Consider the following 14,321-nt stretch of genomic DNA (forward strand, 5'->3'; position numbering starts at 1 on the left):
GACGCATCCTGTGAAGGTGTTGGATGGGCAACGTGTCCGAATCTATCGTCATCGATCCCGACCTGATCAGGGCCGTCCCGAAGGTGCTGCTGCACGACCACCTCGACGGAGGACTGCGTCCTGCCACCATCGTGGAGCTGGCCCACGAGGTCGCCCACACCCTGCCGGCCGACGACGCCGAGTCGCTCGGGCGCTGGTTCACCGAGTCGGCCGACAGCGGCTCGCTGGAGCGCTACCTGGAGACCTTCGACCACACGGTCGCGGTCATGCAGCGCGCCGACCACCTCACCCGGGTGGCGCGGGAGTGCGTCGAGGACCTGGCCGCCGACGGGGTGGTGTACGCCGAGGTGCGCTACGCCCCCGAGCAGCACCTCGAGGGTGACCTGACCCTGGAGGAGGTCGTCCGCGCGGTGCAGGAGGGCTTCGACGAGGGGATGGCGGAGAGCGGGTCCGGAAGAAAGATCGTCGTACGCCAGCTGCTGACCGCGATGCGTCACCAGGCCCGGTCGCGGGAGATCGCCGAGCTGGCGGTGAAGCACCGCGACGACGGGGTGGTCGGCTTCGACATCGCCGGCGCCGAGGCCGGCTACCCGCCCACCCGGCACCTCGACGCCTTCGAGTACCTCCAGCGCGAGAACGCCCACTTCACCATCCACGCCGGCGAGGCGTTCGGACTGCCCTCGATCTGGCAGGCGATCCAGTGGTGCGGTGCCGACCGGCTCGGCCACGGCGTCCGCATCATCGACGACATCACGGTCGACGGTGACCCGGAAAGTGGTGCAGTGCGGCTCGGGCGGCTGGCGCAGTACGTCCGCGACAAGCGGATCCCGCTCGAGCTGTGCCCGCACTCCAACATCCAGACGGGTGCCGCCGGTTCGATCGCCGAGCACCCGATCGGCCTGCTCGCGAAGCTGCGCTTCCGGGTCACGGTCAACACCGACAACCGGCTGATGAGCGGCACGTCGATGAGTCGCGAGATGGGCGCGCTCGTCGATGCGTTCGGGTGGGACCTGGGCGACCTGCAGTGGGTCACGGTCAACGCCATGAAGTCGGCCTTCGTCCACTTCGAGCAGCGGCTGCAGCTGATCAACGACATCATCAAGCCCGGGTACGCCGAGCTCGGAGTGCGCTAGCCGCTGTCGGTGGCTCGTCGTACGGTCGGGAGATGGGGTACGCCGAACGCACCGTCGCGCCCGGCATCGAGGTGTGGCGCAACGCTGCCTCGACCGGGCAGCAGCGGATCCTGCCCGACGGCTGCATCGACCTCGTGCTCATCGACGAGCGCCTGTTCGTCGCCGGGCCGGACACCTCCGCTCGGGTGCACCTCGCCGTGGCACCCGACCCGGTCACGGGAGTGCGCCTGCACGCCGGCCGGGGTCCGCTGCTGCTCGGGGTGCCGGCCGACGAGCTGCGCGACCGCACGGTGCCGCTCGAGGACGTCTGGGGCAGCGCCCGCGCCCGCGCGCTGACCGAGCAGGTCGGCGCACACCCGGAGTCCGCGCTGATCGACTGGGCGACCTCCTCGGACGGCGACCCGTTCGGCGACCTGGTGCACGACTTGCTCGACCGCGGCTCGTCCGTCGCCCAGGTGGCCGAGGCAGTGGGCTACAGCCCGCGACAGCTGCACCGCCGGCTGCTGCCCCTGTTCGGCTACGGGCCACAGCAGCTCGGCCGGGTGCTGCGGCTGCTGCGGGCCGTCGCCGCCGCCGACACCGGGCTGGCGTGGACGGAGGTCGCCCAGCGTGCGGGCTACGTCGACCAGGCCCACCTGGTGCGTGAGATGCGGGCGCTGGCCGGAGCGACGCCGACCGTGCTCCGCGCCGAACGTGTCCGATCCGTCCAAGACGCCGCCTGAGGCGCCTGACTAGCGTCGGGCGCATGAAGCTACGACCAGCAGTCATCGAGATCGTCGTCGCCGACATGGCGGCGGCACTGGCCTTCTACCGTCGCCTCGGCCTCGAGATCGCCGCGGATGCGGACACCGAGCCCCACGTGGACGTCGACCTCGGCAGCCTCCACCTGGCGTTCGACACCCGCGAGACGATCTTGTCGTTCAACAGCGACTGGACACCTCCCTCGGGCGGCCACGGGATGGCGCTCGCCTTCGCCTGCGACTCCCCGGCCCAGGTCGATGCGGCGTACGCCGAGCTCACCGGTGCTGGAGCCACCGGAGCGTTGCCGCCGTGGGACGCGTTCTGGGGCATGCGCTACGCCGTCGTCCACGACCCGGACGGCAACCCGGTCGACCTGTTCGCGCCCCTCGCCTGAGCCGGCGCGCGCCGGCGGCCTCACCCGTTGCAGGTGAGGTCGGTGTGACCCCCGGAGCCCTAGCGTGACGCTGACGCTGGCGCCCGACACGTGCCAGGACGGACGAAAGGGCTCCGACATGGACAGCTTCTGGGACTTCTTCTGGTTCATCCTCAGCTTCTTCCTGCTGATGGCGTACCTGATGGTTCTCTTCCAGATCCTCGGCGACCTGTTCCGCGACCGGGACACGAGCGGCTGGGTGAAGGCGGTGTGGATCCTGTTCCTGATCTTCCTGCCGATCCTCACCTCGCTCGTCTACCTGATCGCGCGCGGCCGGCAGATGACCGAGCGCAACATCGCCGCCGTCCAGACTGCCCAGCGCGACCAGGAGGCCTACATCCGGCAGGTCTCGTCCGGGGCCTCGCCCGCCGACCAGATCGCGCAGGCCAAGGGTCTGCTCGACTCCGGGGCGATCTCGCCCCAGGAGTTCGACGCGCTGAAGGCCAAGGCACTGGCCTGAGCCGCCCGAGGCGGGCCTCGGTGCACTGCGGATGCCCGACCGGAGCGATGGCGCTCTTCGGCTCGACCGGCGAAACCGCTGCCAAATCCCGAGCCACCTGAGACCATCTGCGCCATGGATGTCACTCGGGGGCTCGGGAGCTTCGAGGAGCCGGCCGAGGTCGCCGCCCTCCGCAGACGCTCAGCCGAGGTGCTCGAGTGCCTCGACAGTGTCGCTGCCGAGAGACCGGGTGCGGTGCAGCCACTGGTGGGCCTCGCGGCGCTGGTGCTGCAGCTCAAGCGGATCGCCCCGGCGGCGACCAGCACCTCGTGGGTGCTGCAGCCGCACTACGCCTACGACCCCGAGGACCCCGGCGTGGCGCTGACGCGGTCGGCCCGCGAACGCGGCGTGGACACCGAGCTGATCACGCTCCCGGCCACCACTCACACGCACCCGTTGCTCTCGTCGATCTTCCCCTCGACCATGCTCGGTCCGGTGTTCCTCCGGGCCCTCGTCGTCGACTCACGGCAGGCGATCGTGGGCGGTGCCGACGATGCCTACGGCCGCCGCGTGGCGTGGTACACCACCGTGCCCGAGGTGATCGACTCGGTGATCGACGTCTGGAGGGCGACCCTGCCCCACTGCCACCCCATCCTGGAGCCGGGCGAGGACCCGCCGCTCACCGAGCGACAGCTCGACGTGGCCCGTCACGTGTGCGTCGGCCTGCGCGACCGGGCCATCGCGCATGCACTGGGACTCTCCCTGCGCACGGTGGAGCGGGAGGTGCACCGGGTGCTGGAGGTCCTGGGTGCCGGCAGTCGCACCGAGGCGGTGCTGCTGATGCGCGGACGTGGCGTCAACGGCGGCTGGCGCTCGGCGCCGCACGAGCAGCTCACCCGATGAGGCTGCGCACCTCGCGGTAGGCGTCGTCGGGTGAGAGCACGCGACAGCCGAGGTCCTGCGCGTGCCGGACGACTGCACGCTGGGCGAGGAGCAGGTGCAGCCCGCGGCGGACCAGCACGAAGGGTGGCTTGCGGTGCTCGCGCAGGTCACGGGCCAGGCGTCGTACGAAGGTCAGGGCGGGGTGCTGGGTGACGCAGAGGGCCTCGGCGAGCAGCCCCCGGCGGCGGCACTCGGCCACGATCTCCTGGGCGAAGATCCCCTCGGCGACGAAGTACGCCGACCCGTCGAGCTCCAGCACGTGGTGGCCGGTGCGAGCACTGGCCGCGATGTCGTAGACCGGCGCATCGGTGCAGCCCGTGCGGCACAGCTCCTCGACCGCCGCGACCGCGGCCTCCAGGTTCCACGAGCCGGGATCGTCCCAGTCGACGATCGGCTCGCCTCCGGCCAGGTCGAGCCGCGGCAGGGTCGGGTCGTCCCCGTCCTTGTAGAAGTCGTCCAGTCTCAGGATCGGCAGCCCCAACCGGTCGGCGAGGTGCGACTTGCCCGACCCGGACGGCCCGGCCAGGACGATCACCTGGGGCAACCTAGATCCCCATCGGGTGCCAGACGGTCTTCGTCTCCAGGAAGGTGGTCATCCGGTCGAGGGCCGGGGGAGCGAGGAGGTCCTCGACGCCCGGACGGCGGACCCGCTTGAGGTTCTCCGCCGCCTCGATCTCGAGGTTGCGGGCGAGCTCGTCGTCGGTGACGCCGGTGAGGTCGATCCCGTTGACGTCCATGTGCGAGGCCAGCCACGGGGCGATCTCGGCCTGGGGACCGGTGAGGATGTTGACCACGCCGCCGGGGACGTCTGAGGTCGCCATCACCTCGGCCAGCGTGATCGAGGTCAGCGGATGCGGCTCGCTGGCGATCACCACCGTGGTGTTGCCGGTGACGATCGCCGGCGCGATGACGCTGACCAGCCCCAGCAGCGGCCCGCTGGGAGCGACCACGGCGATCACGCCGCTCGGCTCGGGGGCGGAGTGGTTGAAGTACGGTCCGGCGACCTGGTTGGCGCCGCCGGTCACCTGGGCGATCTTGTCGGCCCAGCCGGCGTACCAGACGAGCCGGTCGATCGCGGCCTCCACGTAGGTGCGCGCCTTGGCCGCGGTCAGGCCCTCGGCGGTGCGCAGCTCGGCCTCGAACTGCTCGCGACGGTCCTCCAGCACCTCGGCGATCCGGTAGACGACCTGGCCCCGGTTGTACGCCGTGCGCGACGACCAGCCGCCGAACGCTGCACGGGCCGCCTTGACCGCGTCGCGGGCGTCCTTGCGGGAGGCGTGCGAGGCGTTGGCCCAGAACCTGCCCCTGGCGTCGTTGACCGCGTAGGAGCGTCCCGACTCCGAGCGCGGGAAGGCGCCACCGATGTAGAGCTTGTAGGTCTTGCGTACGTCGATGCGCGTCACTTGAGATAGCCCTCCAGTCCGTGGCGGCCACCCTCGCGGCCGTAGCCCGACTCCTTGTAGCCGCCGAACGGGCTGGCCGGGTCGAAGCGGTTGAACGTGTTGGACCAGACGACGCCGGCGCGCAGCTGCGAGGCCATCCACAGCGTGCGGGAGCCCTTGTCGGACCAGATGCCGGCCGAGAGGCCGTACGGCGTGTTGTTGGCCTTCTCGACCGCCTCCTTGGGCGTCCGGAAGGTGATCACCGAGAGCACCGGTCCGAAGATCTCCTCGCGGGCGATCCGGTGGGCCGCCGTGACGCCGGTGAAGATCGTCGGCGGGAACCAGAAGCCGTGGTCGGGCAGGTCGCACTTCGGCGACCAGCGGCCGGCACCCTCCGCCTCGCCGATGTCGGACAGCTCACGGATCTTGGCGAGCTGCTCGGCGGAGTTGATGGCGCCGATGTCGGTGTTCTTGTCCAGCGGGTCACCCACGCGCAGCGTCGACATCCGTCGCTTCAGCTTGGCCAGCACCTCCTCGGCCACCGACTCCTGCACCAGCAACCGCGAGCCCGCGCAGCAGACGTGGCCCTGGTTGAAGAAGATGCCGTTGACGATGCCCTCGACCGCCTGGTCGACCGGCGCGTCGTCGAAGACGATGTTGGCGGCCTTGCCGCCGAGCTCGAGGGTGACCTTCTTCCTCGACCCGGCCACGGCCTTCGCGATGGCCCGCCCGACGTCGGTCGAGCCGGTGAACGCGACCTTGTCGACGTCGTCGTGGGAGACGATCGCCTGACCGGTCGCGCCGGCGCCGGTGAGGATGTTGACCACACCCGGCGGGAGGTCGGCCTGCTGGCAGATCTCGGCGAACAGCAGCGCGGTCAGGGGAGTGGTCTCGGCCGGCTTGAGCACGACGGTGTTGCCACAGGCCAGGGCGGGAGCGATCTTCCAGGCCAGCATCAGGAACGGGAAGTTCCACGGGATGACCTGGCCGGCGACGCCCATCGGCTGTGGGTCGGGTCCGTAGCCGGCGTACTCCAGCTTGTCGGCCCAGCCGGCGTAGTAGAAGAAGTGTGCGGCCGCCGTGGGGATGTCGACGTCGCGCGACTCCTTGATCGGCTTGCCGTTGTCGATCGACTCGAGGACGGCCAGCTCGCGGGAGCGCTCCTGGATGATGCGCGCGATCCGGAAGAGGTACTTGCCGCGTTCGGCCCCGCTCATCCGCGACCAGACCCGGTTGTAGGCGCGGCGGGCTGCCTTCACGGCCTGGTCGACGTCGTGGTCGTCGGCCTCGGCGACCTCGGCCAGCACCTCCTCGGTGCTCGGCGAGATCGACTTGAACGCCTTGCCGGAGCCGTCGACGAACTCGCCGTTGATGAACAGTCCGTAGGAGGACTTGATGTCGACTACCGAGCGTGACTCGGGGGCGGGTGCGTACTCAAAACCCATTCGTGTCCTCGCTTCGCTCCGGGCACGAACGGGGCCCGATAATTCGGCTCACATTGTTCACTCGCTGACGCTCGCTCACGGCGATCAGTCCAACGTGAAGTAGTCGGGGCCGGAGTAGCGGCCGGTCTGCATCTTGGTGCGCTGCATCAGCAGGTCGTTGAGCAGCGTGGAGGCACCGAACCTGAACCAGTCCGGGTCCAGCCAGTCGGGGCCGGCGACCTCGTTGACCATCACGAGGTACTTGATCGCGTCCTTCGAGGAGCGGATGCCGCCAGCCGGCTTCACGCCGACCATCTGTCCGGTGACCTCGCGGAAGTCGCGGACGGCCTCGAGCATGACCAGCGTCACGGGCAGCGTCGCGGCGGGCTGGATCTTGCCGGTCGAGGTCTTGATGAAGTGGCCGCCGGCCATCATCGCGAGCCAGCTGGCCCGTCGTACGTTGTCGTAGGTCTGGAGCTCGCCGGTCTCGAAGATGACCTTCAGGTGTGCGTCACCCACCGCCTCGCGGACGGCCACGATCTCCTCGTAGACCTCCAGGTAGCGCCCGGACAGGAACGCGCCGCGGTCGATCACCATGTCGATCTCGTCGGCGCCGGCCTCGACTGCGTCCTGGACGTCCGCCAGCTTGATGTCCAGGGCCGCCCGTCCACTGGGGAAGGCGGTGGCCACGGCCGCGATGTGTACGCCGGACGTACCCCCGGCATGACTCAGCGTCTCCTTCGCGAACGGGACCATGTCCGGGTAGACGCACACGGCTGCCGTCGAGGGGCAGGTCGGGTCCGCCGGGTCGGGGTGCATCGCCTTGGTCGACAGGGCCCGCACCTTGCCGGGCGTGTCGGCCCCCTCCAGCGTGGTGAGGTCGACCATCCGGATGGCCAGGTCGATCGCGAACTCCTTGGCCGAGGTCTTGATCGAGCGGGTGCCGAGGCCGGCCGCGCGCTGCTCGGCGCCCACCTGGTCGACACCCGGGAGTCCGTGCAGGAAGCGGCGCAGCGCGGCGTCGGACGAGGTCGCGTCCGCCAAGAAGCTCGCCGTTGAGCTCGTCACAGTCACCCAGCCACTCTAGGGACCATCCCACCCAGTTGCGAACCCGAGCGAGGGGTCATCGAGGGGTTAGCGATCGTTAACATCTGGGCTAGGATGCGCCCATGAGCTTCGAGTTGTCCGAGGACCACGAACAGTTCCGCCGTACGGTGCGCGACTTCGCCGAGAAGGAGATCGCTCCGCACGCCGCCCAGTGGGACCGCGACCACCACTTCCCGGTCGACGTGGTCCGGAAGATGGGCTCGCTCGGACTGTTCGGCCTCACCGCGCCGGAGCAGTACGGCGGTGCCGACGGTGACTTCACCAGCCTGTGCGTGGCCATCGAGGAGATCGGCCGCGTCGACCAGTCGCTCGGCATCACCCTGGAGGCCGGCGTCGGCCTCGGCATCAACCCGATCCTCACCTTCGGCACCGACGAGCAGAAGGACACCTGGCTGCCCGACCTCGTCGAGGGCCAGAAGCTGGCCGGCTTCGGCCTCACCGAGCCGGGTGCCGGTTCTGACGCCGGGGCGACCAAGACCAAGGCCGAGCTCGTCGACGGCGAGTGGGTCATCAACGGCAGCAAGCAGTTCATCACCAACTCCGGGTCCGAGATGACCTCGCTGGTGACGGTGACCGCCCGCACCGGGGAGCGCGAGGACGGCCGGGCCGAGATCTCCACCATCATCGTCCCGAGCGGCACCGAGGGGTTCACCGCCGAGAAGGCCTACGACAAGCTCGGCTGGCACGCCTCGGACACCCACCCGCTCAGCTTCAGCGACGCGCGCGTGCCCGAGTCGCACCTGCTCGGCGAGCGCGGCCGCGGGTTCGCCCAGTTCCTGGCCACCCTCGACGACGGTCGGGTCGCGATCGCCGCCCTCGCCGTCGGCTGCATCCAGGCCTGTCTCGACCTGAGCCTGCAGTACGCCGGGGAGCGGACCACGTTCGGCGTACCCATCGGGCGCAAGCAGGGCGTCGCCTTCCAGATCGCCGACCTGGAGGTGATGCTCGCCGCCAGCCGGCAGCTGACCTACCAGGCCGCCTGGATGAAGGACGCCGGCAAGCCGGCCAAGGAGTTCAAGCACGCCGCCGCCATCGCCAAGCTCTACGCCACCGAGTCGGCGGTGACCGCGACGCGCATCGCCACCCAGGTCTTCGGCGGCTACGGCTTCATGGAGGAGTACGCCGTCGCGCGCTTCTACCGGGACGCCAAGGTGCTCGAGATCGGCGAGGGCACCTCCGAGGTGCAGCGGATGCTGATCGCGCGCGGCCTCGGCCTGCCGGTGGAGTGAGCTCCCTCAGCCGGCGGCCACCGGGCGGAGGACCCAGGCCGCCTGGTCACCCCGGCCGGCGCGGTTGAGCTCGTCGGCCTCACGGTCCCAGGCCCGCAGCAGCGCCCGCGTGAAGGCGGAGCCGGACGGGTTCACGAAGTGGGAGTCAGGCGCCATCAGGCTGGTGCCGCGCCTGACCTGCTCGCTGCCCCAGAACTGGAAGCTGCTGGAGTCGTCGGCCACCGCCTCGACCGCGAAGCCGGTCGACCGAGCCAGCGTCTCCATGCCAGCGCGGGAGAACAGCGTGAGGTGCCGCGGTGGGTCGAGCTGGATCCAGTCGTGGCCGTAGCGCTCGTACGCCGCTGACGACACGGTCGGCATCCGCACCAGCACCCGGCCGTCGGGCGAGAGCCGGCGCGCGACGGCCTCGAGCGTGGCGCCGGGGTCCGGCACGTGCTCGAGGCTGTGGTGCAGCATCACCAGGTCGAAGGATCCGTCCAGGTCGTCGACGGTGCGACGCAGCACGGGCGCTCCTGTCGACAGGGTCCGGTCGGCTGCGAGGAACGGATCGACACCGGTCACGGACCGCATCCCGGCCAGCCCGAGCGCGAACACGAGGGCACCGGCCCCGCAGCCGACGTCCAGCACCCGGGTGTCCCGCCCGCCGGGCAGCCCGGCCAGCCGGACCGACTCCAGGAGGGTGACCAGCGTGCGCAGCTGTCGGACCGGCACGACCCGAGCGGTCCGGGACACGCGACCCGACCCGAACAGGGTGGACCGGCCGAGCAGCGCCACCAGCTGCTTGACTCCCGGTCGGCCGAGGACCACCTCGGGGTCGACCTCGAGCGAGTAATACGGCGCCGAGTAGTAGGCCGCGAGGTCGTCGGGAACCTCGCGGATGAACAGTGATGCGCAGTCGGCGCAGGTCAGGTAGTCGAAGCGCTCGCCCAGCCCGAACATCATCTCCGGCAGCTCGCAGCCGGCGGGTGTGGTCCGCGAGGCGCACGCGGGGCACGGGCGCGGGGCGAGGGCCATGGTGGGGCCTTCCGGGGTGGCGGTCGGTCAGCTGTCGGGCGACATCCGCCTGCGAAGGTACAGGTAGACCAGCCGGCGCTGGGCGGCCCGCACAGCGGCCATGGCGTTGCCGACGGCGACGTCTCGGGAGCTGAGCAGTCCGGGGGCGAGCTGGGCGAGCTGGCGATGCAGCTCGGCCACCGAGCGCGCCTGCTCCCCGGCCAGCCGGACGCTCCACTGGGTGGCGCTGATCCGGAACGAGGCGAGCGACTCCGGCGTGGTGACGAGGTCGCCGTGCAGCAGCACCCGGCAGTACGTCGACTGGTCGATCACGAAGCCGGGGCTCCCGCTCCACCCGCCGGCCCGCTCCAGCACTGCTCGGCGCATGAGCACGCAGGCCGGCTCGCCGAAGACGTTCGCTCCGCGGAGCACGGTCCGCCGTACGGCGCTCGGCCCGGGCACCCGACCGGTGGGCAGACCCCCGAGACCGAGGTTGCGCAGCACGTGTCGTCCGGACGCGTCGATGAGGTCACGCTTCGAGGCCACCAGCACGACGCCCTCGTCATGGGCGTCGAAGGCTGCGACCTGGCGCTCCAGGGCACTGGGCTCGAGCAGGTCGTCGCCGCACACCAGCTTGACCAGCTCGCCGCGCGCCTGCTCGGTCACCCGGTTCCAGTTGCGCTCGGCACCACCGCCGGGCTCGGTGGTGAGCAGCCGGACCCGCTCGTCGCCGGTGAACTGCTGGAGAAGCTCCCACGTCCGGTCCGAGGAGCCGTGGTCGGCGACGACCAGCTCGAAGTCGGTGAAGGTCTGGGCGAGGACCGAGCGGATGGTCGCCTCGATGTAGGCCCCGTTCTGGTACGACGGCACCACCACCGACACGCGTGGAGGTGCAGTGACCATGCGCGAACCCTCCCTGACGAGACGCCGGTGAATATAGTCGGGCCCGTGCCAGCCGACGTCGCGCCACCGGGTGGCGAGCACCTCGTCTCGGTGGTGATCCCGGTCTACCAGGCCGAGCGCCACCTGCCCTCGGTGGTGGCCGAGCTGGCGGCGCTGAACCGGTCCACCGTCTCGCCCGCGGGGGCGCCGTTCCGGGTGGCCGAGGTGCTGCTCGTGCACGACTGCGGGCCCGACGACTCGGCCCGCGTGATCCGGGAGATGGAGCAGGAGCACGCCTTCGCGCGAGGCATCTGGTTGAGCCGCAACTTCGGCCAGCACGCGGCCACCCTGGCCGGGATGGCGTCGGCCGGGGGCGACTGGATCGTCACCCTCGACGAGGACGGCCAGCACGACCCGGCGTACATCGGCGCGATGCTGGACGTGGCGCTGGCCGAGCAGGTCAGCGTCGTCTACGCCCGGCCGACCAACAGCGCCCCCCACGGTGCTGTGCGCAACGCCGCCTCCCGGGGAGCCAAGCGCGTGGTCAACGTGCTGAGCGGCGGCGCGGACACCTCGGTGTTCCACAGCTACCGGCTGATCCTGGGCGAGGTGGGGCGCAGCGTCGCGGCGTACGCCGGCTCCGGGGTCTACCTCGACATCGCCCTCGGCTGGGTCGCCGGACCACCGGCCACCGCGCCGGTCGTGTCGCGCGCCGAGGGGGAGGGGCGCCGCTCCGGCTACTCCACGCGCACGCTGCTGTCGCACTTCTGGCGGATGGTGCTGACCGGCGGCACCCGCGGGCTCCGGCTCGTCAGCGGCCTCGGCATCGCGTTCGCCGTGCTGGGCTTCCTGCTGGCGGTGTTCATCGTCATCCGTCAGCTGGTCCACCCCGCGCCGGTCGCCGGCTGGACCTCGCTCGCCGTCGTCACCCTGATCTGCACCGGCGCGATCCTGTTCTCGCTGGGCGTGATCGCGGAGTACGTCGGAGTCGCCGTCAACATGGCCATGGGCAAGCCGCTGTACCTGATCACCCAGGATCCTGCGGAGGGACCCCTTGGACGTCGACCCAGGCCCTGACCCCCACCCTGACCAGGCCCGCACCGCCTGGGTGATCGGTGGCGGTGGGCTGCTCGGCAGTGCCGTCTGCCGACGCCTCCGGGCGCTGGGTCGCGAGCCGCGCACGACCATCGTCCCGTGGGAGGACCGCGACAACGCGGTGACCGCGCTGCTGGCCGCCGTCGAGGGGCTGGCCGGTGCCCTCGAGGTCTACTGGTGCGCCGGGGCCGGGGTGGTCGCGACCTCCGAGGAGGACCTCGCGGTCGAGATGGCGATCCTCGAGCAGTTCCTCGAGCGCTGGCAGCCCGATGGTCGGCACCGGCACGGGTTCTTCCTGGCCTCCTCGGCCGGCGGGGTGTACGCCGGCGCGAGAGGTGGGCCGTTCACCGAGCACACCGAGCCGGCTCCCCTCTCGCCGTACGGCCACGCCAAGCTGCGGACCGAGGTCATCGCCACCGAGTTCGCCCAGCGCACCGGCACCGCCCTGCTCGTCGGCCGGCTCGCGAACCTCTACGGTCCGGGCCAGGATCTGTCCAAACCGCAAGGGCTGGTCTCGGCGCTCTGTCGGGCGCAGCTGAGCCGGCAGCCGATCAGTGTCTACGTCTCTCTGGACACCAGGCGCGACTACCTCTTCGTCGACGACGCGGCCGCCATGGTGGTCGCGGCGACCGGCCAGGTCACCGACCACGGAGTGCGGGCGCTGAAGGTGATCGCCAGCGAACGCTCGACGACGGTCGGCGCCGTCCTCGGCGACCTCCACCGGATCACCCGCCGCAGGCCGCCGATCGTGCTGGGCACCAGTCCGCAGTCGGGGTTCCAGGTGCGCGACCTGAGGCTGCGGTCGGTGGCCTGGCCGCACACGTCGGCCCTCGCCCGGACACCGCTGAGTGCAGGGATCGCGGCGACGCTGCGGTCGACGGGCAGCCAGATCGTGCCGGTGCTGCCACGATGGCCCACATGAGACTCCTGGTCACCGGGGGTGCCGGGTTCATCGGCAGCCACTACGTGCGCAGCGTGCTCACCGGCGCCTGGGGCGGACCGGTTCCCGAGCAGGTGGTGGTGCTCGACAAGTTCACCTACGCCGGCAACATCGAGAACCTTGCTCCGGTGCTGTCCGACGAGCGACTGCGCGTCGTCGAGGGTGACATCCTCGACCGGCCGCAGGTGGACACCCTGATGGCCGAGACCGACGCCGTCGTGCACTTCGCCGCCGAGAGCCACGTGGACCGGTCGATCCTGGGTGCGGCCGACTTCGTGATGACCAACGTGGTCGGCACCCAGACGCTGCTCGCGTCGGCACTCCAGACGGGCCTCGACCGGTTCGTGCACGTCTCCACCGACGAGGTCTACGGCTCGATCGCGGAGGGCAGCTGGGACGAGGAGCAGCCGCTCGAGCCCAACTCGCCGTACTCCGCGTCGAAGGCGTCCAGTGACCTGCTGGCCCGGGCCTACCACCGCACGCATGGACTGCCGGTGTCGATCACGCGGTGCTCCAACAACTACGGGCCCTACCAGTTCCCCGAGAAGGTGATCCCGCTGTTCGTCACCAACCTCGTCGACGGCGCCGAGGTACCGCTGTACGGCGAGGGTGCCAACGTCCGCGACTGGCTGCACGTCGACGACCACTGCCGGGCGATCCATCTCGTGCTGCACGGCGGACGGCCGGGCGAGGTCTACAACATCGGCGGCGGCACCGAGCTGAGCAACAAGGAGCTCACCGGCCTGCTGCTCGAGGCGACCGGCACCGGCTGGGACCGGGTCCGCAACGTCACCGACCGACTGGGCCACGACCTGCGCTACTCGGTCGACGACACCAAGATCCGCACCGAGCTCGGCTACCAGCCGCAGGTGCCCTTCACCGCCGGACTGGCGGAGACCGTTCGGTGGTACCGCGAGAACCGCGCCTGGTGGGAGCCGCTCAAGGCGCGAGCTCACCTCGGCTGAAGGCGAGGCAGCTCTCGTAGGACGCCAGCACGCCGCGCGCCCGGACCTCGGCGAGCGTGGGGGCGGCGTCGTCCTTGGGCGACAGCAGGGGCGAGAGGTCCGTGCCGTCCCGGGCGGTGGCCGGCCACTCGATGCCGATCGCCGGGTCGAGCGGATGGATGGCGTGCTCACGACCGGGGGAGTAGGGCTCCGAGCACAGGTAGTTCACGACCGTCTCGTCGGCCAGCGCCATGAACGCGTGCCCGACGCCCACGGGGAGGTAGACGGCGCGCCGGTCGTCGTCGTCGAGCGTGACGGCGTCCCAACGACCGAAGGTCGGCGAGCCGACGCGCAGGTCGACGACCACGTCGAGGGCCGCACCGTGCACGCAGGTGACCAGCTTGGCCTGGCTCGGTGGCAGCTCGGCGAAGTGGATGCCGCGCAGCGTGCCGGCCCGCGAGACCGAGCAGTTGGCCTGGGCCAGGTGCAGCGAGTGCCCGGTGGCCTTGCTGAACTCGTCCTCACGGAACCACTCCAGGAAGACCCCGCGGTCGTCATCGTACTGGACCGGTGTGAACTCGAGCGCGCCGGGGACGGAGAGCTCGCGGACCAACACGGGAGCAGGCTAACCGAGTCG

Annotated in this window: 16 protein-coding genes; 9 read left to right on the forward strand and 7 right to left on the reverse strand. The window is 70.8% G+C overall.

From position 1 onward, the window contains the following. The first annotated feature begins 32 nt into the window (after positions 1 to 32). The 5 genes from H976_RS0102290 (at position 33) to H976_RS0102310 (ending at position 3,649) form a co-directional block, all read left to right on the forward strand. The gene (locus H976_RS0102290; RefSeq protein WP_027860202.1) at positions 33 to 1,133 is read left to right on the forward strand and encodes an adenosine deaminase; all 1,101 of its coding nucleotides are present in this window, start codon (positions 33 to 35) and stop codon (positions 1,131 to 1,133) included. Positions 1,134 to 1,165: 32 nt separating this feature from the next. Next, positions 1,166 to 1,855 carry an AraC family transcriptional regulator gene (locus H976_RS24170; protein ID WP_036223973.1) on the forward strand — a complete coding sequence of 230 codons (690 nt, stop codon included), beginning with the start codon at positions 1,166 to 1,168 and terminating at the stop codon, positions 1,853 to 1,855. A gap of 23 nt (positions 1,856 to 1,878) precedes the next feature. After that, the gene (locus H976_RS0102300) at positions 1,879 to 2,268 is read left to right on the forward strand and encodes a VOC family protein (protein ID WP_027860203.1); all 390 of its coding nucleotides are present in this window, start codon (positions 1,879 to 1,881) and stop codon (positions 2,266 to 2,268) included. Positions 2,269 to 2,386: 118 nt separating this feature from the next. Then, positions 2,387 to 2,767: an SHOCT domain-containing protein gene (locus H976_RS0102305; RefSeq protein ID WP_027860204.1), complete on the forward strand. Its 381-nt coding sequence runs from the start codon at positions 2,387 to 2,389 to the stop codon at positions 2,765 to 2,767. 114 nt (positions 2,768 to 2,881) lie between these two features. Beyond that, complete coding sequence (locus H976_RS0102310; protein ID WP_027860205.1) at positions 2,882 to 3,649, forward strand: response regulator transcription factor; 768 nt, start codon at positions 2,882 to 2,884, stop codon at positions 3,647 to 3,649. Here the strand turns inward: H976_RS0102310 and H976_RS0102315 are convergent. The 4 genes from H976_RS0102315 to deoC form a co-directional block, all read right to left on the reverse strand. After that, positions 3,639 to 4,223, reverse strand: coding sequence for an ATP-binding protein (locus H976_RS0102315; protein WP_231388770.1), 585 nt, complete (start codon positions 4,221 to 4,223; stop codon positions 3,639 to 3,641). The genes H976_RS0102310 and H976_RS0102315 overlap by 11 nt on opposite strands. Positions 4,224 to 4,233: 10 nt before the next feature. After that, entirely contained in the window at positions 4,234 to 5,091 is an 858-nt protein-coding gene (locus tag H976_RS0102320; protein ID WP_027860207.1) for an aldehyde dehydrogenase, read from the reverse strand. Beyond that, complete coding sequence (locus H976_RS0102325) at positions 5,088 to 6,515, reverse strand: aldehyde dehydrogenase family protein (RefSeq protein WP_027860208.1); 1,428 nt, start codon at positions 6,513 to 6,515, stop codon at positions 5,088 to 5,090. Before H976_RS0102325 ends, H976_RS0102320 begins: the two co-directional genes overlap by 4 nt. A gap of 84 nt (positions 6,516 to 6,599) precedes the next feature. After that, on the reverse strand, positions 6,600 to 7,568 hold the full coding sequence (gene deoC / locus H976_RS0102330) for a deoxyribose-phosphate aldolase (protein ID WP_027860209.1): 969 nt from the start codon (positions 7,566 to 7,568) through the stop codon (positions 6,600 to 6,602). A gap of 95 nt (positions 7,569 to 7,663) precedes the next feature. On the opposite strand from deoC, the gene H976_RS0102335 reads away from it, so the two are divergent. After that, positions 7,664 to 8,830 (forward strand): acyl-CoA dehydrogenase family protein, encoded by a 1,167-nt coding sequence (locus H976_RS0102335; protein ID WP_027860210.1) that lies wholly within the window; start codon positions 7,664 to 7,666, stop codon positions 8,828 to 8,830. 6 nt (positions 8,831 to 8,836) lie between these two features. Here H976_RS0102335 and H976_RS0102340 read toward each other — a convergent pair whose 3' ends face one another. Continuing rightward, positions 8,837 to 9,844 carry a bifunctional 2-polyprenyl-6-hydroxyphenol methylase/3-demethylubiquinol 3-O-methyltransferase UbiG gene (locus H976_RS0102340; RefSeq protein ID WP_051276015.1) on the reverse strand — a complete coding sequence of 336 codons (1,008 nt, stop codon included), beginning with the start codon at positions 9,842 to 9,844 and terminating at the stop codon, positions 8,837 to 8,839. A gap of 27 nt (positions 9,845 to 9,871) precedes the next feature. Further along, positions 9,872 to 10,726, reverse strand: coding sequence for a glycosyltransferase family A protein (locus H976_RS0102345; RefSeq protein WP_036223981.1), 855 nt, complete (start codon positions 10,724 to 10,726; stop codon positions 9,872 to 9,874). Between the two features lie 45 nt (positions 10,727 to 10,771). Here H976_RS0102345 and H976_RS0102350 point away from each other — a divergent pair, with 45 nt between their 5' ends. The 3 genes from H976_RS0102350 to rfbB are packed head-to-tail and all read left to right on the forward strand — an operon-like array spanning position 10,772 to position 13,705. Then, a complete protein-coding gene (locus tag H976_RS0102350; protein WP_027860213.1) occupies positions 10,772 to 11,782 on the forward strand; it encodes a glycosyltransferase in 1,011 nt (336 codons plus the stop codon). Further along, entirely contained in the window at positions 11,760 to 12,722 is a 963-nt protein-coding gene (locus tag H976_RS0102355; protein ID WP_051276017.1) for an NAD-dependent epimerase/dehydratase family protein, read from the forward strand. Before H976_RS0102350 ends, H976_RS0102355 begins: the two co-directional genes overlap by 23 nt. Then, positions 12,719 to 13,705, forward strand: coding sequence for a dTDP-glucose 4,6-dehydratase (rfbB, locus tag H976_RS0102360; protein ID WP_027860215.1), 987 nt, complete (start codon positions 12,719 to 12,721; stop codon positions 13,703 to 13,705). Before H976_RS0102355 ends, rfbB begins: the two co-directional genes overlap by 4 nt. Here the strand turns inward: rfbB and rfbC are convergent. Further along, entirely contained in the window at positions 13,680 to 14,300 is a 621-nt protein-coding gene (gene rfbC, locus H976_RS0102365) for a dTDP-4-dehydrorhamnose 3,5-epimerase (RefSeq protein ID WP_027860216.1), read from the reverse strand. The two genes, rfbB and rfbC, sit on opposite strands and share 26 nt — an antisense overlap. Positions 14,301 to 14,321 lie beyond the last annotated feature (21 nt).

The sequence above is a fragment of the Marmoricola sp. URHB0036 genome, from assembly GCF_000426045.1.
Classification (GTDB): Bacteria; Actinomycetota; Actinomycetes; order Propionibacteriales; family Nocardioidaceae; genus Marmoricola.